General features: G+C 60.9%; 18 protein-coding genes. 6 read left to right on the top strand and 12 right to left on the bottom strand.

All coding sequences use genetic code 11. The annotated features are described in order from the left end of the window. Positions 1 to 7: 7 nt before the first annotated feature. The 5 genes from E4T63_RS17310 to E4T63_RS17290 form a co-directional block, all read right to left on the bottom strand. Positions 8 to 1,150: an IS481 family transposase gene (locus E4T63_RS17310; protein WP_135295291.1), complete on the bottom strand. Its 1,143-nt coding sequence runs from the start codon at positions 1,148 to 1,150 to the stop codon at positions 8 to 10. 248 nt (positions 1,151 to 1,398) lie between these two features. Further along, positions 1,399 to 3,594: an aldehyde oxidoreductase molybdenum-binding subunit PaoC gene (paoC, locus tag E4T63_RS17305; RefSeq protein ID WP_135296120.1), complete on the bottom strand. Its 2,196-nt coding sequence runs from the start codon at positions 3,592 to 3,594 to the stop codon at positions 1,399 to 1,401. After that, positions 3,591 to 4,547, bottom strand: a complete 957-nt coding sequence (locus E4T63_RS17300) for an FAD binding domain-containing protein (RefSeq protein ID WP_135296119.1) — start codon at positions 4,545 to 4,547, stop codon at positions 3,591 to 3,593. Before E4T63_RS17300 ends, paoC begins: the two co-directional genes overlap by 4 nt. Continuing rightward, complete coding sequence (paoA, locus tag E4T63_RS17295; protein ID WP_097088855.1) at positions 4,544 to 5,167, bottom strand: aldehyde dehydrogenase iron-sulfur subunit PaoA; 624 nt, start codon at positions 5,165 to 5,167, stop codon at positions 4,544 to 4,546. The genes E4T63_RS17300 and paoA overlap by 4 nt, the downstream gene beginning before the upstream one ends. 431 nt (positions 5,168 to 5,598) lie before the next feature. Continuing rightward, a complete protein-coding gene (locus tag E4T63_RS17290; protein WP_135296941.1) occupies positions 5,599 to 7,353 on the bottom strand; it encodes an L-lactate permease in 1,755 nt (584 codons plus the stop codon). A gap of 241 nt (positions 7,354 to 7,594) precedes the next feature. On the opposite strand from E4T63_RS17290, the gene E4T63_RS17285 reads away from it, so the two are divergent. After that, positions 7,595 to 7,801 carry a hypothetical protein gene (locus tag E4T63_RS17285; RefSeq protein WP_135296118.1) on the top strand — a complete coding sequence of 69 codons (207 nt, stop codon included), beginning with the start codon at positions 7,595 to 7,597 and terminating at the stop codon, positions 7,799 to 7,801. Positions 7,802 to 7,846: 45 nt separating this feature from the next. On the opposite strand, the gene E4T63_RS17280 is transcribed toward E4T63_RS17285, so the two are convergent. Next, positions 7,847 to 8,119 (bottom strand): hypothetical protein, encoded by a 273-nt coding sequence (locus E4T63_RS17280; RefSeq protein ID WP_003226119.1) that lies wholly within the window; start codon positions 8,117 to 8,119, stop codon positions 7,847 to 7,849. Positions 8,120 to 8,434: 315 nt separating this feature from the next. On the opposite strand from E4T63_RS17280, the gene E4T63_RS17275 reads away from it, so the two are divergent. Next, positions 8,435 to 9,514 carry a hypothetical protein gene (locus E4T63_RS17275; RefSeq protein WP_135296117.1) on the top strand — a complete coding sequence of 360 codons (1,080 nt, stop codon included), beginning with the start codon at positions 8,435 to 8,437 and terminating at the stop codon, positions 9,512 to 9,514. Positions 9,515 to 9,516: 2 nt separating this feature from the next. Further along, a complete protein-coding gene (locus E4T63_RS17270) occupies positions 9,517 to 9,870 on the top strand; it encodes a DUF1428 domain-containing protein (protein ID WP_135296116.1) in 354 nt (117 codons plus the stop codon). A 164-nt stretch (positions 9,871 to 10,034) separates the two neighbouring features. Here the strand turns inward: E4T63_RS17270 and E4T63_RS17265 are convergent, their stop codons facing one another. Beyond that, positions 10,035 to 10,229 carry a hypothetical protein gene (locus E4T63_RS17265; RefSeq protein ID WP_135296115.1) on the bottom strand — a complete coding sequence of 65 codons (195 nt, stop codon included), beginning with the start codon at positions 10,227 to 10,229 and terminating at the stop codon, positions 10,035 to 10,037. A 105-nt stretch (positions 10,230 to 10,334) separates the two neighbouring features. On the opposite strand from E4T63_RS17265, the gene thpR reads away from it, so the two are divergent. Beyond that, complete coding sequence (thpR, locus tag E4T63_RS17260) at positions 10,335 to 10,874, top strand: RNA 2',3'-cyclic phosphodiesterase (protein ID WP_135296114.1); 540 nt, start codon at positions 10,335 to 10,337, stop codon at positions 10,872 to 10,874. Between the two features lie 246 nt (positions 10,875 to 11,120). Here the strand turns inward: thpR and E4T63_RS17255 are convergent, their stop codons facing one another. The 5 genes from E4T63_RS17255 to E4T63_RS17235 form a co-directional block, all read right to left on the bottom strand. After that, on the bottom strand, positions 11,121 to 12,218 hold the full coding sequence (locus tag E4T63_RS17255; RefSeq protein ID WP_027611685.1) for a polyamine ABC transporter substrate-binding protein: 1,098 nt from the start codon (positions 12,216 to 12,218) through the stop codon (positions 11,121 to 11,123). 222 nt (positions 12,219 to 12,440) lie between these two features. Beyond that, positions 12,441 to 13,316: an ABC transporter permease subunit gene (locus E4T63_RS17250; RefSeq protein ID WP_098964480.1), complete on the bottom strand. Its 876-nt coding sequence runs from the start codon at positions 13,314 to 13,316 to the stop codon at positions 12,441 to 12,443. Beyond that, positions 13,313 to 14,194 carry an ABC transporter permease subunit gene (locus E4T63_RS17245; RefSeq protein ID WP_371260449.1) on the bottom strand — a complete coding sequence of 294 codons (882 nt, stop codon included), beginning with the start codon at positions 14,192 to 14,194 and terminating at the stop codon, positions 13,313 to 13,315. Before E4T63_RS17245 ends, E4T63_RS17250 begins: the two co-directional genes overlap by 4 nt. Before the next feature lie 29 nt (positions 14,195 to 14,223). After that, entirely contained in the window at positions 14,224 to 15,366 is a 1,143-nt protein-coding gene (potA, locus tag E4T63_RS17240; protein ID WP_041073459.1) for a polyamine ABC transporter ATP-binding protein, read from the bottom strand. A 368-nt stretch (positions 15,367 to 15,734) separates the two neighbouring features. Further along, positions 15,735 to 16,496, bottom strand: a complete 762-nt coding sequence (locus E4T63_RS17235) for a gamma-glutamyl-gamma-aminobutyrate hydrolase family protein (protein ID WP_135296113.1) — start codon at positions 16,494 to 16,496, stop codon at positions 15,735 to 15,737. Positions 16,497 to 16,778: 282 nt separating this feature from the next. Between E4T63_RS17235 and E4T63_RS17230 the strand changes: the two genes are divergently transcribed. Further along, the gene (locus tag E4T63_RS17230; RefSeq protein ID WP_027611689.1) at positions 16,779 to 18,155 is read left to right on the top strand and encodes a glutamine synthetase family protein; all 1,377 of its coding nucleotides are present in this window, start codon (positions 16,779 to 16,781) and stop codon (positions 18,153 to 18,155) included. 258 nt (positions 18,156 to 18,413) lie between these two features. Continuing rightward, positions 18,414 to 19,904, top strand: coding sequence for an aldehyde dehydrogenase (locus tag E4T63_RS17225; protein WP_134786730.1), 1,491 nt, complete (start codon positions 18,414 to 18,416; stop codon positions 19,902 to 19,904). Positions 19,905 to 19,950: the final 46 nt, after the last annotated feature.

Here is a 19,950-nt window from a genome sequence, read left to right as displayed (position 1 = left end):
GACGGTTTTAGATCTTCTTACCTGCTGTGACAATCTGCAAGTTCAAGTCGATTTTGGCTATACGATGTTTACCCCAGTAGACATCGTGGATGCCATCCTCCGTCGTTTCCCGGATAGCTACTGACCTCCCGTGAAAAGCCTTTCCGACTGTGTATTCACGGTTTCCCCAGTAGATCTCGCCCTTCACCTGAACCTTCCTGATCACATCGCCATCGTTGTACTCCGGCGCCGCGGGTTGCTCCTGATATTCCCGTGGACTACTGCTGTAGCGGGCCGCAGGAACCTGCATGTCCAGCGCCTGATGCGGGCGCTTCTGGTTGTAAATATCACGCCAGCTATCAAACGCTCGTTGCGCGCCATCGAGATCGATGAACAACTGGCCTTGCAGAACTTCGCTTTTAAGGCTGCGGTGAAAGCGCTCCAGCTTTCCTTGGGTCTGCGGATGATAAGGTCGGGAGTGGCCGACCTTGATGCCTTGGCTCATCAGCCAGATCTCCAGTGCGGTATAAACACCTGTCTGGTCACCCCAAGGCGAACCGTTGTCCATCGTCATGCGCAAAGGCAGGCCGTAGCGCCGAAAGGTCCGGATTAGATGCTCCTGAACGGTTTGGCGCTGCTCGTTCGCGCACGCAGCGATGCACAGCGAAAACCGTGAATGATCGTCCAGTATCGTCAACGGATGGCAACGGCCCTGGCCCAAGCTGATATGGCCCTTGAAGTCCATCTGCCAAAGATCATTGGGAGCTTCATGCTCGAACCGGATAAATGGCTTGATCTCAGCGGCCTTTGGATCAACGCGCGAGTGACGCTTTAAAACCGCATGCACGGTGCTGACAGAAGGCATCACTGCGCCGTTGTCTTCCAACACGCGCTTGAGCTTGCGAGCGCCCCAAGCCGCGTACTCCTGACTCACGGTCAGAATCTGCTGCTCAACCTCATCAACACAGCGTTTGGGTGACGTTTTCGGTCGCCGAGACTGGTTGATCAATCCCTCAACACCTGAGGCTTCAAACCTGTTTAGCCATTTGTAAGCAGTGCTTGGACTGATATTGAATCGACGGCAAAGCAGCCGAATATTGGCCCCCTCTTGCCGAGCCAAAAACACGAATTCCGAGCGAAGTTGCACGGTGGACACCTCTTCCCAAGACACAGGTCATCTCCTTGGCGATGAGCAATGTGTCTATTAAAAAGTGTCCACCATGTCTCCGAACACCTGTCCACCATGTCTCCGGTACATACACTCCCGGAGGGAGAGGGGGCCGATTGGGGGATGTCTGTGAGCACTACGCTGAGTCCATAATTGACACGACCTCTCATGTCGGCGCATCCCATAAGACAACTCGGTCAGTCCCCTCTCCCTCTGGGAGAGGGTTAGGGTGAGGGGCTTTTCCAGGTTGCTCAGGTCATCTCCGGCAACGAATCGAGGATCTTGTCCAGCGTAATCGGATACTCACGCACCCGCGCCCCGGTGGCGTTGTAGATCGCATTCGCTACCGCCGCGCTCACGCCGCAAATCCCCAGTTCCCCCACACCCTTGGCTTTCATCGGCGATGAAATCGGATCGGTCTCATCGAGGAAAATCACCTCCTGATGCGGGATGTCGGCATGCACCGGCACCTCGTATCCGGCCAGATCGTGATTGACGAAAAAGCCCAGCCGCTTGTCCACCGCCAGCTCTTCCATCAACGCCGCGCCGACGCCCATGGTCATCGCGCCGATCACCTGGCTGCGTGCGGCTTTCGGGTTGAGAATCCGTCCCGCCGCGCACACCGCGAGCATGCGCCGCACGCGGACTTCGCCGGTCGCTGCATCCACCGCAACCTCCACGAAATGCGCGCCGAAAGTCGATTGCTGATACTGCTTGGCGAGGTCGGCGAACTCGATGCTGTCCTCGGCCTCGACCACGCCATCTTTTGCCGCATCACGCAGCGGCAGGGTCTTGCCGCCGGCGCGCACCTGACCGTCGGCGAACTCGACATCACTACCGCTCATGCCCAGCTTCGTCGCCACCGCTTCACGCAGTTTCATGCACGCGGCATACACCCCGGCAGTCGAGCAGTTGCCGCCGAACTGGCCACCGGAGCCGGACGATACCGGGAAGGTCGAATCCCCCAGATGCACGCTGACGTCCGCCAGGTCCACGCCCATCATCTCGGCCGCGGTCTGCGCAATGATCGTGTAGCTGCCGGTGCCGATATCGGTCATGTCGGTTTCCACCGTGACCTTGCCGTCGCGCTCCAGCCGCACCCGGGCGCCGGACTTCAGCAGCAGGTTGTTGCGAAACGCGGCGGCGACGCCCATGCCGATCAGCCAGCGACCTTCGCGACGGCTGCCGGGAGTAGCATTGCGCTGGTTCCAGCCGAATTTCTCGGCACCGGTCTGCAAGCATTCGATCAGGCGCCGCTGGGAGAACGGACGCTCGGTCTTCACCGGATCAACCTGGGTGTCATTGAGGATGCGGAACTGCACCGGATCGAGCTTGAGCTGCTCGGCCATTTCGTCCATGGCGATCTCCAGCGCCATCAGCCCCGGTGCTTCACCCGGCGCGCGCATGGAATTGCCTTCGGGCAGATCCAGCGGCGCCCGGCGCATGGTCACCCGGCGATTTTCCCCGGCATAAAGCAACTGGCTCGGTTGCGCGGCGACTTCGACCTTGCCGTCCTTGAGGTTGCCCGACCAGCCTTCGTGGGCGATGGCGCTGAGCTTGCCGTCCGCCGTGGCGCCCATCCGAATGCGCTGGATCGTGGCCGGGCGATGGGTGGTGTTGTTGGCCATTTGCGGGCGGGCGAGGGCGACTTTCACCGGGCGGTTGGCCAGACGCGCACCGAGGGCGGCGAGGATTGCGTCCGCACGAATGAACAGTTTGCCGCCGAAGCCGCCGCCAATATACGGCGAGATCAGGCGCACGTTTTCCTTGGGCAGGCCAAGGGTCGTGGCGACGTCGCCGACGCTCCAGGCGATCATCTGGTTGGAGGTCCACAAGGTCAGATGATCACCTTTCCACGCGGCCAGGGTCGCGTGCGGCTCCATCATCGCGTGGGACTGATCGGGAGTGGTGTAGGTCTGGTCGAACTGCACCGGCGCAGCGGCGAAGGCTTTGTCGAAATCGCCGTGGGTGACGTCGGGCAACTCGTCGTCTTCGACGCCTTGGTCAAGCACGTTGGCCAGCTCGAACTCGCCTTTGGCCGCGACGTAATCGACCTTGACCAGTTGCGCTGCGGCGCGGGCCTGTTCGAAGGTCTCGGCGACCACCAGCGCCACGGCCTGGTGATAGTGCTGCACCTCGGGCCCAGCGAGCAGCGGCGCCGAGTTGTATTGGCCTTTGCCGAGCTTGCCGGCATTGGCGGCGGTGACGATGGCCAGCACGCCGGGCGCGGCTTCGGCGGCGTCGAGATCGATGTGGCTGATGCGGCCCTTGGCGATGGCCGAGCCGACCATGAAACCGTAAGCCTGATTCGCCACGGCCTCGTGCTGCTCGTAGGCATATGGCGCCTGACCGCTGGTTTTCAGCGGGCCTTCGATGCGGTCGGTGGGTTTGCCGACGACCTTGAGCTGGTCAATCGGGTTGGTGGTGGCGGGCGTGTCGAACTTCATGCTTCATCCCTCGCTTGCGCCAACACCGAGCCGAGCGTGCGCTCGACCAGGGTCAGTTTGAATTGGTTGTCGTGGGTTGGCGTGGCACCGTCGAGCAAGCGTTCGCTGACGGCTTTTGCGCCTTTGGGCAGCAACGTGTCGGCGTCTTCCACCCGCCACGGTTTCGGCGCAATACCGCCGACCGCCACACGGCCACTGCCGTCCTTTTGCAGGATCAGACCGACCGACACCAGCGCGAAGGCGTACGACGAGCGATCGCGCACCTTGTGATAAATGTGCGTGCCGCCAACCGGGGCCGGCAAGGTTACCGAAGTGATGAACTCGCCGGGCGTGAGGCTGGTTTCGATGTTCGGCGTATTGCCTGGCAGTTGATGGAAATCGGCGATGGCGATGCTGCGTGTGCTGCCGTCCGGCTTCACCGTTTCAACCTGCGCATCGAGGGCGCGCATGGCAATCGCCATGTCACTCGGGTGGGTCGCGATGCAGGCGTCGCTGACGCCGATCAGCCCCAATTGACGACTGACCCCGCCAATCGCCGCGCAGCCACTGCCGGGCTGGCGTTTGTTGCAGGCCTGATTGACGTCGTAGAAGTACGGGCAGCGGGTGCGTTGCAGCAGGTTGCCGGCGGTGCTCGCCATGTTGCGCAACTGGCCCGAGGCCCCGGCGAGCAGAGCGCGGGAGAGCAACGCGTAATCCTTGCGCACGCGGCTGTCAGCGGCCAGATCGGTGTTGCGCACCAGCGCGCCGATGCGCAATCCGCCTTCAGGCGTGGCTTCGATTTGATCGAGGCCCAGGTGGTTGACGTCGATCAGGTGCAACGGGGTTTCGATGTCGAGTTTCATCAGGTCCAGCAGGTTGGTGCCGCCGGCGATGAATTTCGCGCCTTCGACCTGCGCCGCCAGCGCTGCTGCTGCGGCGGGGGAATCGGCGCGGCTGTAATTGAACGCTCTCATGCTGGCACCTGCGCGACTTCAGTGATGGCTTCGATGATGTTCGAGTAGGCGCCGCAGCGGCAGATGTTGCCGCTCATGCGTTCCTGGAATTCGCTGGCGATCAGTTGCGGGGCTTCGGTCAGGCTCGGGCTGACGTGGCTGGGAATGCCCTCGCGGATTTCCTTGAGCACCGCCACCGCCGAACAGATCTGCCCCGGCGTGCAATAGCCGCACTGGTAGCCGTCATGCTTGATGAACGCGGCCTGCATCGGGTGCAGGTTGTCGGGCATGCCCAGGCCTTCGATGGTGGTGATCTCGCTGCCTTCATGCATCACCGCAAGCGTCAGGCAGGAGTTGATCCGGCGGCCGTCGGCGATGACGGTGCAGGCACCGCACTGGCCGTGGTCGCAGCCTTTTTTGCTGCCGGTCAGGTGCAGGTGTTCGCGCAGGGCATCGAGCAGGGTGGTGCGGTTGTCCACCTCAAGGGCTTGGGGTTTACCGTTGACGTTGATCGTCAGTTTGGCCATGGCGGGTTGCTCCAGACTGGCCGCGTAGGCCTTGAGGCTAATGAAGGGGGGCATTGCAAACGCGGTGGCGGTCACCGCGCCGAGGATCAGGAATCTTCGTCGGGAAATCGTCATGCTTCGATTCCTCTCTGGCTTAATCAGGACGGCAGGGATTGAAGGGCCCAAACGGGCGCGCCGGCATGTTTACCGGTCTCGTTCTTGGAATGACCTGCGCGGAGGGGAAAAGGTTTTTGCGGATTTGCGCTATAGAGTTATGCGCATGGCTCATCAATCTTCTGATCGACATAGCCAAATTTGGGGGGCATGCCTATCAATGTGGAAGGGGAGCTTGCTCCCGAAGGCGTCGGAACAGTTCGTCTATGAGTTGAATGACACACCGCTTTCGCGAGCAAGCCCGCTCCCACATTGGGAATGCATTCCAATGTGGGAATGGGTTTGTTCCCACGGAGAATGCAATCCTGGTGGGGAAATAGCTTGTTCCCAAAGGGCAATGCAGTCCAAATGTGGGAGCGGGCTTGCTCGCGAAGAGGCCCCTACAAGCGACATCAATGCCCGCCAACCACCATGTGCGTAAACGGCGCCACATACGCCTGCAATGTCACCAGCCCGCCCACCAGGATGGCCAGCACGATCGAGTGAAAGAACACGTAGCGCAGAATCTCGCCCTCATGCCCATACCAGCGGGTGGCGGTGGAGGCGACCACGATCGATTGCGCATCGACCATCTTGCCCATCACCCCGCCGGAACTGTTGGCCGCTGCCATCAGCACCGGGCTGATGCCCAGTTGTTCCGAGGTCACTCGTTGCAGTCCGCCGAACAGCACGTTCGAGGCCGTATCCGAACCGGTCAACGCGACGCCGAGCCAGCCGAGCAGGGTGCCGAACATCGGGTAGAACACCCCCGTCGCGGCAAACGCCAGACCCATGGTGGCGTCCAGTCCGGAATAACGCGTGAGGAACCCCAGCGCCAGCATCGCCGCAATGGTGATCAGCGAAAAGCGCACCACCCACAACGTGCGCAGGTATTGCTTGATCAGTTGCGGGATCGAATAGCCCATCAGCAGTCCGCCGACAACCGCCGCCAGCAGGATGCCGCTGCCGGTGGCAGTGAACCAGGTGAACTTGTAGATCGCCTCTTCGGCTTTCGGCGCCGGCACCACCGGCGGGACTTTCTGCACTTGCAGGTGCAGGGTGGTGAAGGTCAGCGCCGGCGAGAAAATCGGGTTGGCCTCATTTAGCGGTTTGCCTTGCGCATCAAGTTTCACCGAATGGGTTACCGGATCCAGCGCCGGGCGCACGTCGAAGACGTTCTTGAAGCCCTGGGTGCCCCAGGCAAACACGAACACCGTGAGGATGATCCACGGCATCCACGCACGCATCACCGCCGGGCGCGCCTGATCGCGGAATGCGGCGCTGGCGGTGACTGTTTCTTCCTCGACCCTGGAGTTGTCGACCCGCCCGGACAGGGCGGCTGAGGTGTACACCGTCGCCGGTTTCCAGACCCGCAGAAACAACGTCAGGCAGGCCATGGAAATCAGCGCGGCGATCACGTCCACCAGCATCGGCCCGTGGAAGTTCGACACGAGGAATTGCGGCACCGCGAAGCTGACCCCGGCCACCAGAATCGCCGGCCAGATCTCCAGCATCTTGCGCCACCCGGCAAACGCCCAGATCAGCCAGAACGGCACCAGCACCGAGAAAAACGGCAGCTGCCGACCGACCATCATCGACAGCTCCATCTCGTCCAGCCCGGTGACCTTGGCCAGGGTGATGATCGGCGTGCCGAGGGCGCCGAACGCCACCGGGGCGGTGTTGGCAATCAACGCCAGCCCCGAGGCGGCCAACGGCGAAAAACCGAGGCCGATCAGAATCGCCCCGGTCACCGCAACCGGTGTGCCGAACCCGGCCGCGCCTTCGAAAAACGCGCCGAAGCAGAAGGCGATCAGCAGCAACTGCAAACGCCGGTCATCGGTGATCCGCGCGAGGGAGTCCTGCAGCACTTTGAACGAGCCATTCTCGGTGGTCAGGCGATGCAGAAAGATGATGTTGAGCACGATCCAGCCGATCGGCAGCAAGCCGTTGGCCGCACCGAAAAGCGCCGCAGAGCCGGCCATGCTCGCTGGCATGCCGAAGGCGAAGATCGAGATGAGCAGGGCCGACGCCAACGCCAACAGGGCGGCCAGATGCGCCTTGACGTGAAAGAACGCCAGCGCCGCGAGCATCACCACCACCGGCACTGCAGCCATGAGCGTGGAGATCAACGGGTTGCCGAACGGGTCGTAGATTTGCTGCCAGACCATGGTCCACCTCTGCTTGTTGTTATCGAGGCGCAGATCCGTTGCGTGGGTGTCGGTAAGCAGCAGTATAGGTGGCATTTCGCCGCTGCCCGGATGCTGGCGGCGGGCCGATCAACGGTCGTGGTCGGGCAGTGAATCAAAGTCCTTTTGTCCGGTCGTATCAGCGGCTGCGCGCACTGCGTCCTGAAGGCGCGGGCAGAGACAGCCGTTCCGTGGTCAAGACCTTGGTGTTAGGGAAGTTTGAATGAAGCGTGCAACAACCTTGCTGTTGACGATATCCGCCGCTTTTTTGCTGGCTGGCTGTGTGGCGGACTTTGATGATGATCATCGCCACGGACGACATTACGACCGTGATCACGGTCGCTATTACGACCATGACCGGCGTTGGGATGACCGCGACGATGGTCGTCGCGACGGGCGTCGTTACTATCGTGATCGCGACGATGACTGAGTAGAAATCAAAAGGGCGTTCCCGCAACGGGAACGCCCTCGTCGATTAAAAATGAGCGCTCGCCCGGACGCTGGAGTGCGCAGGCGCGGTGGCCTCGAGATCCAGCAAATGGGTGGCGAGTATGTCGCTCAGAAAGCGGAACTGATCGTTGATGCCGACCACTTCATTGCTGAAATGATTGCTCGCGGCGGGCATCAGCACATCGTCGAAATCTTCGTTGAACAGCAGCGCCTGGGTCTTGCGCGAGACGACTTGCTGGTCGTAGTAGTTGCTGCCGAACACCGGGAAGCTCACGGAGAGGGTGATGGTGCGAATCATGATGGGTACTCCTCGTTGCGTCTCGGATGGGTGAATCGTGCCTTCGCCGGGCGGCGGGCGGAAGGCAATCGTGGCGATGGTGAATATCGACGGCGTTGATGGTTGATGCTTCCCCCTGTGGGAGCGGGCTTGCTCGCGAAGGGGCCGGCACAGCCAACATCTTCATGGCTGACCCACCGCTTTCGCGAGCAAGCCCGCTCCCACAGGGGGAACGCATTTCAAAGTGAGAGCGCCCGTCCGGCCACAAACGACAAATGGCCCAATACCCGCACCTATACTCAAATCTGTTTTCCTCCATTCAAGGACTCCACCACCGTGAACCTGCGTGCGCTGAGCCTCGCCGCACTGTGTCTGCTGGCTGGCTGTGCCTCCTCGGCGCGGGCCCCGGTGGCGCCGCGAGCGGTGGTGGTATCGCAGGCGACCTGGCAGCAGATCGACCGCGACATCGTCAGCGCCTCGCAGCAATCCACCGAGCAAGTCAAAGTATTTGCCCGTGGCTCGATGGAACATTGGCGCACTCGCGTCTATCAGCAAACTGAAGAAAATTTCATTCCGTGGTTCAGCAGCTACTGGACCCAGGAATGGCTGTCGATGAAGGTCAGTTGGTACACCATCAGTGCCGGCGGCGAGCAGGATGCGTCGGCCAAGCGCCTGGCGAGCTATCTGCTTGAGCAATATCAGGAAAGAGTGCTGGAACCGGTGGCGGTGGAGATCGATCCGGACGCGATCCTCGGTCAGGCCACGGCGTTCTACGCGCAACTGATGGCCCAGCAGATGCCGCTCATCGCCCAGCGTTATGGTGTGCCGGTGGCCCAGCTCAACGGGCGTCTGCAAAAGGTCCCGGCGATTGCCCTCGGCCCGCCGCCGGCGCGGGATGCGTCGCTCTATCAGGTCATCAGCACTGAGCCGCTGAACACCTTGCCGGCGTATGCCGCGTTGATCGACAAGATCCACACCGAAGGCGGCAGCAAAGGCATCGCTTCGACCGACGCCGGCATGGCCCCCGTGGCCAAACGCGCCAGCCAGCGGATGGAGGCGGAAATGGCTCCGCGCGGGGCGGCCAGTGCCGTGGCGGCTGCGGCGGGCAAGTTGGTCGGCGGGGTGATCTCGATCGGTGTGGCGGGCATCCGCGCGATCATCCAGGCCAACGACCGGCCCGACAGCGAAGCGCTGATTCGCAGCAGCCTGGGCAGCACGTTCGACAAGGCCTGGGCGAAATTGCTGCAGAACCCGACCACCGGGGTCATGGCCGGAACCCTGCATATCGCCGGGCAGGTCGAGGGCAGCCTTGGCGGGGGCGAACAACCGTCGGTCGGGCAGGGCGTGAATCGTGTCGAATGGCGGCCGCCGCAATCGACTACCCGGCAGATCGAACCCAACGTGCAAGGAGAGTGATCATGGCTTACATCGATATTTTTGTAGCACCCGTGCCGAATGCCAATCGCGAACAGTACAAAAAACACTGTGAGATCGCCGCGAAACTGTTCAAGGAATACGGAGCGAAGGAGGTGGTTCAGTGCTGGGGCGATGACGTGCCGGACGGCAAAGTCACGTCATTCCCGATGGCGGTAAAACTCAAGGACGGCGAGACGGTGTCGTCCGGCTGGCTGATCTGGCCCGACAAAGCCACCCGCGATGCCGGCATGGCAAAGATGATGGACGACCCGCGCATGCAACCGGACGTCAACCCAATGGGGTTTGATGGGCAGCGGATGATCTTTGGGGGCTTCAAGAACATTCTTGAAGCCTGAAACTCACCAGATTCCGTGTAGGAGTGAGCCTGCTCGCGATGGCGGTGTGTCAGTCAGCGGGTTTGCAAAATGTGCCGGCCTCTTCGCGGGCAAGCCACGCTCCCACAGGGTTTTGCGGATGGCGACGATCATGGGCACGCCACAAATCCAGTGTGGGAGGGTGATCACTCTGGGGAGGGGGTTATCCGGCAGCTTTTGCGGTTGCGGATTTGCTCTTCCGTTGGCCGTTCGCGGACGAATTCGAAACGCGGTTCACCTTCGCTGTAATGCACTAGCCAGCCCCATTCCAGCTCGGTTTCATCCTGCCCTGGGCTGGGTGGCTGGGCCCACCACGGTTCTTTGCTGAGGATCTCGCGCATGGCGACCTCCGGTTCGATGGCAATCCTTGAACTATAGCCGGGTGTCGCCAGTCGTCAGAGGAGCCTGTGTAGAATCGGCTGATCGACGAGCGAAGGAGCAGGGCCATGACCGATGATGCGCGCAGGGATGAACCGTTCAAGCGACTGTTTTTTGCCCTCGACTGCCCGCCACCGCAACGCAAGGCCATTGCCCAGTGGCGCGGCGAGCTGGGGTTGCGCACCGGCAAAGCGGTGCCGGCGGATAACTTTCACCTGACGCTGCTGTTTCTCGGTGCCGTACCGCTGGCGCAGATCCATGAAGTCTGCGAAGCCGCTGGCAAGGTGCGCACGCCGGGTGAGCCGTTACGGATTGCGCTGGATCGTCTGCAGGTCTGGCATCGGGCCGGAATTCTGTCTTTGGCGCCGGAGCAGGCCCCGCCGGGTTTGTTGCGCCTGGTGTATGCGCTGGAGCAGGCGATGCTGCCGTTCGGCTTTGAAGAATCACCTCGCGAGTTTCGCCCGCACCTGACCCTGGCCCGTGACTATCGAACAGAGGCGCCGGAGGCCACTACGCCGCCGGAGTTTTTCCTGCGCGCCGAGCGCTTTGCCTTGTTCGAATCGCACAAGGGTCGCTATCGAATCCTGCAGGATTGGCCATTGAATTGAGCGCAGAAAAAAAGGCGCCCGAGGGCGCCTGAAATTCACCTGAGCCGAGGGAGCCAGGTGAGGCCGTTCATTGCAGGGTGCAGCGGTGGTAAGGCGCTGCGTGAACGGAAAACTATCAGTTCTTTGTGTCACAACACAGACCCACTGTAGGAGTGAGCCTGCTCGCGATGACGTCGGCACATTCAGCATCATTGCTGCCTGACATACCGCCATCGCGAGCAGGCTCACTCCTACAGGGTTATTCGGTTATTTACCGAGCTTCACCCGGGTCCAGCCGCGAGTCATGATCCGCTGGGTGGCAATCGGCTGATCCGGCACCGCATACAACGTCGCCATTACCGCCTGCGATGGATACGAACCCGGATCGTTGCGGATCGCTTCGTCCACCAGTGGCGTCGCCGCCGAGTTGGCGTTGCTGTAGCCGTTGCTGTTGGTGATCTCGGCGATGATATCCGGGCGCATCAGGAAGTTCATGAACAGGTAGGCGTTCTCGACGTTCGCCGCATCGCGCGGGATCGCGACCATGTCGTAGAAACTGCCGGCGCCTTCCTTCGGAATGCTGTAATCGATCTGCACTTTGTTGCCGGCTTCCACCGCACGGGCCTTGGCCTGCAGCACGTCACCGGAGTAACCGACCGCCACGCAGATATTGCCGTTGGCCAGGTCCGAGATGTACTTCGAGGAATGGAAGTACGCCACGTACGGGCGGATCTTCATGAACAGTGCTTCGGCTTCGAGGATGTGCGCCTTGTCCTTGTCGTTCACCGGGTAGCCCAGATAGTGCAGGGCGGCCGGGATCATTTCGGTCGGCGAGTCGAGGAAGCTGATGCCGCAGGCTTTCAGCTTCTCGGCGTTTTCCGGCTTGAACAGCAAGTCCCAGGAGTTGGTCGGGGCCTTGGCGCCGAGCACTTCCTTGACCTTGTCCGGGTTGTAGCCGATGCCGATCGAGCCCCACATGTACGGGAACGCGTGAGCGTTGTCCGGATCACTGGCGGAGGCGTTTTTCAGCAGCACCGGGTTGAGATTTTTCCAGTTCGACAGCTTCGATTTGTCCAGTGGCTGATAGACCCCGGCCTTGATCTGCTTGGCCAGGAAACTGTTGGACGGCACGACGATGTCGTAACCGGATTTGCCCGCCAGCAAACGCGCCTCGAGGGTCTCGTTGCTGTCGAACACGTCGTAGGTCACCTGGATGCCGGTCTCGTCTTCGAACTTCTTGACGGTGTCCGGCGCGATGTAATCGGACCAGTTGTAAACACGCAGCACCTTGTCGTTGGCCTGGACGCCCGTGGCGATTGCGCCCATTAAGGACAGTGTCAGCAGAGTCCTGCCAAACATTTTCATCGGTGAAACTCCATTCTTTTTATTCAAAAACCCAAACCGGGTGTACGTAAAACCTGTGGCGAGGGAGCTTGCTGTGGTGAGGGGATTTATCCCTGATCGGCTGCGAAGCAGTCGCCAAACCATTGCATGCGGTGTTCCTGTTACACCGCAAGTGCTTGGCTTGGGGCCGCTTCGCGACCCATCGGGGATGAATCCCCTCGCCACAGTGTTCATCGGTGTTGCTTAAGCAGTGGCGGCGCGTTGCGGTTGCTGCCACGCCTCATTCGCCGTCTGATCCATCGCTTCCTGAATCGCCTTCTTGCGGTTGGCTTCTGCCTTGCGGCCGAAGTACCAGACCAGGAAGGTCACCAGCGACACCGCGAGCAGAATCAGGCTGGCCACGGCGTTGATCTCAGGCTTCACGCCCAGACGCACCGCCGAGAACACTTCCATCGGCAGTGTGGTCGAACCCGGGCCGGAGACGAAGCTCGCCAGCACCAGGTCATCCAGCGACAGGGCGAACGACATCATCCCGCCCGCTGCCAGCGACGGCGCGATCATTGGAATGGTGATCAGGAAAAACACCTTGAACGGCTTGGCCCCCAGATCCATCGCGGCTTCTTCGATCGACAGATCCAGCTCCCGCAGGCGGGCGGAGACTACCACCGCCACATAGGCGGCACAAAACGTGGTGTGGGCGATCCAGATGGTGACGATGCCACGCTCCTGTGGCCAGCCGATCAGTTGCGCCATCGCCACGAACAGCAGCAACAGCGACAGACCGGTGATCACCTCAGGCATTACCAGTGGCGCCGTCACCAGACCGCCAAACAGCGTGCGACCCTTGAAGCGCGTCACTCGCGTCAGGACGAAGGCGGCGAGGGTGCCCAGTGCGACGGCGGCAATCGCGGTGTAGCAGGCGATTTCCAGCGAGCGCACCACCGAGCCCATCAGTTGCGTGTTGTCGAGCAGGCCGACGTACCACTTCACCGACCAGCCGCCCCACACCGTCACCAGTTTCGAGGCGTTGAACGAGTAGATCACCAGAATCAGCATCGGCAGATAAATGAACATCAGGCCGAAGATCAACATGAACTTGGAAAAACCGAAGCGTTTCATCCCCGTGCCTCCATCTCTTTGGCCTGGCTGCGGTTGAACAGCAGAATCGGCACAATCAGGATCAACAGCATCACCACCGCCAGGGCAGAAGCCACCGGCCAGTCGCGGTTATTGAAGAACTCTTGCCACAGCACGCGACCGATCATCAGCGTCTCCGGGCCACCCAGCAGTTCCGGAATCACGAACTCGCCGACCACTGGAATGAACACCAGCATGCAACCGGCGATGATGCCGTTCTTGGCCAGCGGCACGGTGATTTTCCAGAAGTTGTTGAAGTTGCTCGAACCTAGATCCGACGCGGCTTCCAGCAGGCTGCCGTCGTGTTTCACCAGGTTGGCGTACAGCGGCAACACCATGAATGGCAGGTACGCATAGACCACGCCGATATACACCGCGGTGTTGGTGTTGAGGATCTCGATCGGGTGATCGGTGAGCCCGGTCCACATCAGAAATGCATTGAGCAGACCGTTGTTGCTGAGGATGCCCATCCACGCATACACGCGGATCAGGATCGCGGTCCAGGTCGGCATCATGATCAACAGCAGCAGGACGTTTTGCGCTTCCTTGCTCGCCTTGGTGATTGCGTAGGCCATCGGGAAACCGATCACCAGGCACATCATCGTGCTCAGCGCCGCGACCTTCAGCGAACCGAGGTAGGCCGACAGGTACAGCTCGTCTTCGCCGAGCATGGTGTAGTTGCCGATGTTGAGCATCAGCTGGAATTTCTGTTCGGCGTAGGTGTAGATCTCCGAGTACGGCGGGATCGACAGCGCAGCCTCCGAGAAGCTGATCTTCATCACCAGGAAGAACGGCAGCATGAAGAACAGGAACAGCCAGATGAACGGGATGCCGATGACGAACTTTCGCCCGCTGGGCACCAGGCGCAGGAATTGCTGATTGAAGGTTCTCATGAGCGCAGTACCACGCCGCTGTCGTCTTCCCACCACACGTAGACCTTGTCGTCCCAGGTCGGACGCGCGCCACGGCGTTCGGCGTTGGCCATGAACGACTGGACGATCTTGCCGCCGGGCAGTTCGACGTAGAACACCGAGTGGCCGCCGAGGTAGGCGATGTCATGCACCTTGCCTTCGGACCAGTTGTAGCGGGTCTCTGGCTTGAGCGTGCTGACGAGCATTTTTTCCGGGCGGATCGCGTAGGTGATCGACTTGTCTTGCACCGAAGTGCTGACGCCGTGGCCGACGTAGATCTTCTGCTGCAGGTCCGGGCTGTGGATGATCGCGTGACCTTCAAGGTCTTCCACCACGGTGCCGTCGAAGGCGTTCACGTTGCCGATGAATTCGCAGACCATGCGGCTGACCGGTGCTTCATAGATGTCGACCGGGCTGCCGATCTGGGCGATCCAGCCGAGGTGCATGATCGCGATGCGCTCGGCCATGGTCATGGCTTCTTCCTGGTCGTGGGTCACCATCACGCAGGTCACGCCGACGCGCTCGATGATCTCGACCAGTTCCAGTTGCATCTGAGAGCGCAGCTTTTTATCCAGCGCGCCCATCGGCTCGTCGAGCAGCAACAGCTTTGGACGTTTAGCGAGGGAGCGGGCAAGGGCGACGCGCTGGCGCTGACCGCCGGACAACTGATGGGGTTTGCGTTTGGCGTATTGGGTCATGTGCACCAGGCGCAGCATCTCTTCGACACGGGCATCGATTTCGCTGGCCGGCAAACGGTCCTGCTTGAGGCCGAAGGCGATGTTCTGCGCCACAGTCATGTGCGGGAACAGCGCGTAGGACTGGAACATCATGTTGATCGGCCGCTCGTACGGCGGCATGTCGGTGATGTCCACACCGTCGAGCAGAATCCGCCCTTCAGTCGGCCGCTCGAAACCGGCGAGCATGCGCAGCAGGGTCGATTTGCCCGAACCGGAGCCGCCGAGCAGGGCGAAGATTTCGCCCTGATGGATCTCCAGGGACACATCGTCCACTGCCGTGGTTTCGTCGAACTTCTTGGTGACACGATCGACTTTCACCAGAACCTTTTTCGGTTGCTGGTGGCCTTCAAGTGCCTTCCGGTAAGTGCTGGAGGCGTTTGCCATGTGAAACTCCCAACAGGTTTCGTTCGCTCGGCCAACGTGGCCGGGCTTAAGTGGATTGCAAGCCTGTAAGCGCAATTTCAGTCATTACATATCCCCTGTAGGAGTGAGCCTGCTCGCGATGAGGCCATGTCAGTCGACATCTCTGTTGACTGGTCTATTGCTATCGCGAGCAGGCTCACTCCTACAGGGGGAATTGCGCATGCTTAACTGACCTTGCGCTGCCGAGGGCTTGTTCGGCGCCGCCTTCCTGGCTGCCTGGGTCGTACTTGTTGTTATTACGGTTTGTTGTTTTCACGGATGACGGATGCGCACACGCGCAACCGCCGACCCCGTGGGGGCAGTAAACAGTTTTGAAATCCTGGGTGGTGTCAGCGCTGGCTGCGACGCGTCGCCCGTTGCCGGCAAGCCTCACCGAACGCCTGGAAAATCTTCAGGTAGTTCGGGTTGTCCAGTACCTGCCATTCCGGGTGCCATTGCACGCCGAGGGCGAAGGTCGGGCTGTGCTCGACCGAGATCGCCTCGATCAGGCCATCCGGCGCCACCGCTTCGGCACGCAGGCCGGGCGCGAGGCGGTCGATGCCCTGACTGTGAATCGAGTTGACCTGGAACTCGCCCGGCAACGCCAGCGCTTCGAACACACCGCCCGCCAGCACGCTCACGGCATGCGCCGGTGCGTATTGCACGGCCACGTCCGGGCTGTCGGCTTCACGGTGATCGAGCATGCCCGGCAGCTCATGCACTTTCTGGTGCAGGCTGCCGCCGAACGCCACGTTCATTTCCTGGAAGCCACGGCAAATGCCGAGCACCGGAACGCCCGCCGCAATGGCTGCACGCAATAAAGGAAGGGTGGTGGCGTCCCGCGCCGGATCGTGATCCGTACCGGGTTCGCTGGCCGGGCCTTGATAGTGGAAGGGCTCCACGTTCGAGGGTGAGCCGGTCAGCAACAGACCGTCGAGCTGACCGAGCAGGTCTTCGATTTCAGTCAGTTTGCCAAGGGAAGGAATGACCACTGGAAGACCCTGAGCGCCAACGCTGACAGCACGTACGTACTTGTCGCCGCTGATGTGATAGGGGTGCAGGCCAATCTGTTTGACGCACGCAGTAACGCCGATCAATGGCTTGAATGCCATTTTTATTCACCTCGAAGTTTGACACTTGAACGAGCTTTTCCGGAGCTTAGCCTCGTTGATTTTAATTAACAACTGCCATGTAAAAAATTCTAAACGCCGTTCATCCAATCTTCATGATTCCAGGCCTTGCGGCGCCTGCATTGGCACGTGAGTGTTAAAAAAAGCCCGAAAAATAAACGCTGAGCGGCCAGGTGTTCGCTATTGACTTCACTTTGCCTTTCGGATTGACTGGCTCGGCGAAACAGCGGTGAACATAATAATTAACAGCTAAATAGGTGCATCATGTCGGTCCCTCTGCGTGCCGTTCAACTCAACGAAGCAAACGCATTCCTTAAGAAACATCCTGAGGTTTTGTACGTCGACCTTCTGATTGCAGACATGAACGGTGTGGTGCGCGGCAAGCGCATCGAGCGCACCAGTCTTCACAAGGTTTACGAGAAAGGCATCAACCTGCCGGCCTCGCTCTTCGCCCTCGACATCAATGGCTCCACGGTGGAAAGCACCGGTCTGGGCCTGGACATCGGCGACGCTGACCGCATCTGCTACCCGATCCCGGGCACCCTGAGCATCGAGCCGTGGCAGAAGCGCCCAACCGCACAGTTGCTGATGACCATGCACGAGATCGAGGGCGAGCCGTTCTTCGCCGATCCGCGTGAAGTGCTGGCCAACGTGGTGCGCAAGTTCGATGAACTGGGCCTGACCATCTGCGCCGCGTTCGAACTGGAGTTCTACCTGATCGACCAGGACAACGTGAACGGCCGTCCGCAGTCGCCACGTTCGCCGGTCTCCGGCAAGCGCCCGGTGTCGACTCAGGTGTATCTGATCGACGATCTCGACGAATACGTCGACTGCCTCCAGGACATTCTGGAAGGCGCGAAAGAGCAGGGCATTCCGGCTGACGCCATCGTCAAGGAAAGCGCCCCGGCGCAATTCGAAGTCAACCTGCATCACGTCTCCGACCCGATCAAGGCCTGCGACTACGCGGTGTTGCTCAAGCGTCTGGTGAAGAACATCGCCTATGACCACGAGATGGACACCACCTTCATGGCCAAGCCGTATCCGGGCCAGGCGGGCAATGGTCTGCACGTGCACATTTCGATCCTGGACAAAGAAGGCAACAACATCTTCGCCAGCGAGGATCCCGAGCAGAACGCCGCGCTGCGACACGCGATCGGCGGTGTGCTGGAGACCCTGCCTGCGCAAATGGCCTTCCTCTGCCCGAACGTCAACTCTTACCGCCGTTTTGGTGCGCAGTTCTACGTGCCGAACTCGCCGAGCTGGGGCATCGACAACCGCACTGTTGCAGTCCGTGTGCCAACCGGTTCGGCCGACGCCGTGCGCATCGAGCATCGCGTGGCCGGTGCCGACGCCAACCCGTACCTGCTGATGGCTTCCGTACTGGCCGGTATTCACCACGGCCTGACCAACCAGATCGAGCCGGGCGCGCCGGTTGAAGGCAACAGCTACGAGCAGAACGAACAGAGCCTGCCGAACAACCTGCGCGACGCACTGCGCGAGCTGGACGACAGCGAAGTCATGGCCAAGTACATCGACCCGATGTACATCGACGTGTTCGTCGCGTGCAAGGAAAGCGAGCTGGCCGAGTTCGAGAACTCGATTTCCGACCTTGAGTACAACTGGTATCTGCATACGGTGTGATGGTTTCGGCCCTCAAAAGCCAAGAGCTCCTCACCCTAACCCTCTCCCGGAGGGAGAGGGGACTGACCCGGGGATGCTTGGGAAATCCTGCGACCTGAACCTGCTTTACCGAATCCATAATCGACTCGGTCATTCAGGTCGGCGCAACTCCCGAGACAACTCGGTCGGTCCCCTCTACCTCAGGGAGAGGGCTAGGGAGAGGGCAGCTATCTCAAGCCAGACACGACACCCCCAATTCCCCCTTGTCGAGCCACAACAATGACAACCACACGCAACGACTGGGAACAACGCTTCCAGTCCCTGAGCATCGAATCCCGCGCGTTCATCAACGGTGAATATCGCCCGGCGATCAGCGGCGCCACCTTTGAATGCCTGAGCCCCGTCGACGGCCGTTTTCTCGCCTCCGTGGCCAGCACCGATGAAGCCGACGCCAACCTCGCCGTCGAAGTCGCGCGCCAATCGTTCAACTCCGGCGTGTGGGCCAACAAAGCCCCGGCCGAGCGCAAACGCATCCTGATCCGCTTCGCCGATCTGATCCTGCAACACCAGGAAGAACTTGCGCTGCTGGAAACCCTCGACATGGGTAAACCGATCAGCGACTCGATGAGCATCGACATCCCGGCGACCGCCAATGCGATCCGCTGGAGCGCCGAGGCCATCGACAAGATCTACGATGAAGTTGCCGCCACGCCGCACGATCAACTGGGTCTGGTGACCCGCGAGCCATCCGGCGTAGTCGCCGCGATCGTGCCGTGGAACTTCCCGCTGATCATGGCCAGCTGGAAATTCGCCCCGGCCCTGGCCGCGGGCAACTCGTTCATTCTCAAGCCTTCGGAAAAGTCGCCACTGACCGCGATCCGCATCGCGCAACTGGCACTGGACGCGGGCATCCCGAAAGGCGTGTTTAACGTGTTGCCGGGCTTCGGCCACACCGTCGGCAAGGCGCTGGCGCTGCACATGGACGTCGACGTGCTGGCCTTCACCGGCTCCACGGCGATTGCCAAACAACTGATGATTTATGCCGGCCAGAGCAACATGAAACGCGTCTGGCTCGAAGCCGGTGGCAAGAGCCCGAACGTGGTGTTTGCCGACGCTCCGGACTTGCGCGCGGCCGCCCAGGCTGCGGCCGGTGCGATCGCCTTCAACCAGGGCGAAGTGTGCACTGCCGGTTCGCGCCTGTTGGTCGAGCGTTCGATCCGCGAGCAATTCATCCCGCTGCTGGTGGAAGCGCTGCAAGCGTGGAAACCGGGGCACGCACTGGATCCTGCGACCACCGTCGGCGCGGTGGTTGATCAGCGTCAACTGGACAACGTGCTGCGCTACATCAGCATCGGTCGCGAGCAGGGCGCCGAGTTGATCGCCGGCGGCCAGCGCGCCCTCGAAGAAACCGGTGGCCTCTACGTGCAACCGGCGATCTTCGACGGCGTGACCAACGCCATGACCATCGCCCGCGAAGAAATCTTCGGCCCGGTGCTGTCGCTGATCACCTTCGACACCGTTGAAGAAGCGCTGCAGATCGCCAACGACAGCATCTTCGGCCTCGCTGCCGGTGTCTGGACCAGCAACCTGAGCAAGGCGCACACCTTCGCTCGTGGCCTGCGGGCCGGCAGCGTCTGGGTCAACCAGTACGACGGCGGCGACATGACCGCGCCGTTCGGTGGTTTCAAACAGTCGGGCAACGGTCGCGACAAATCGCTGCACGCGTTCGACAAGTACACCGAGCTGAAAGCGACCTGGATCAAGCTCTAACTCTTTTACAACGGTGGTCGCTCCTAAGGGCGACCCTCGGAGAACA

It is taken from the genome of Pseudomonas fluorescens, from assembly GCF_004683905.1.
Classification (GTDB): Bacteria; Pseudomonadota; Gammaproteobacteria; order Pseudomonadales; family Pseudomonadaceae; genus Aquipseudomonas; species Aquipseudomonas putida_A.
Note: the sequence above shows the minus strand (reverse complement) of the source record. Positions and strands in the feature narration are given on the sequence as shown.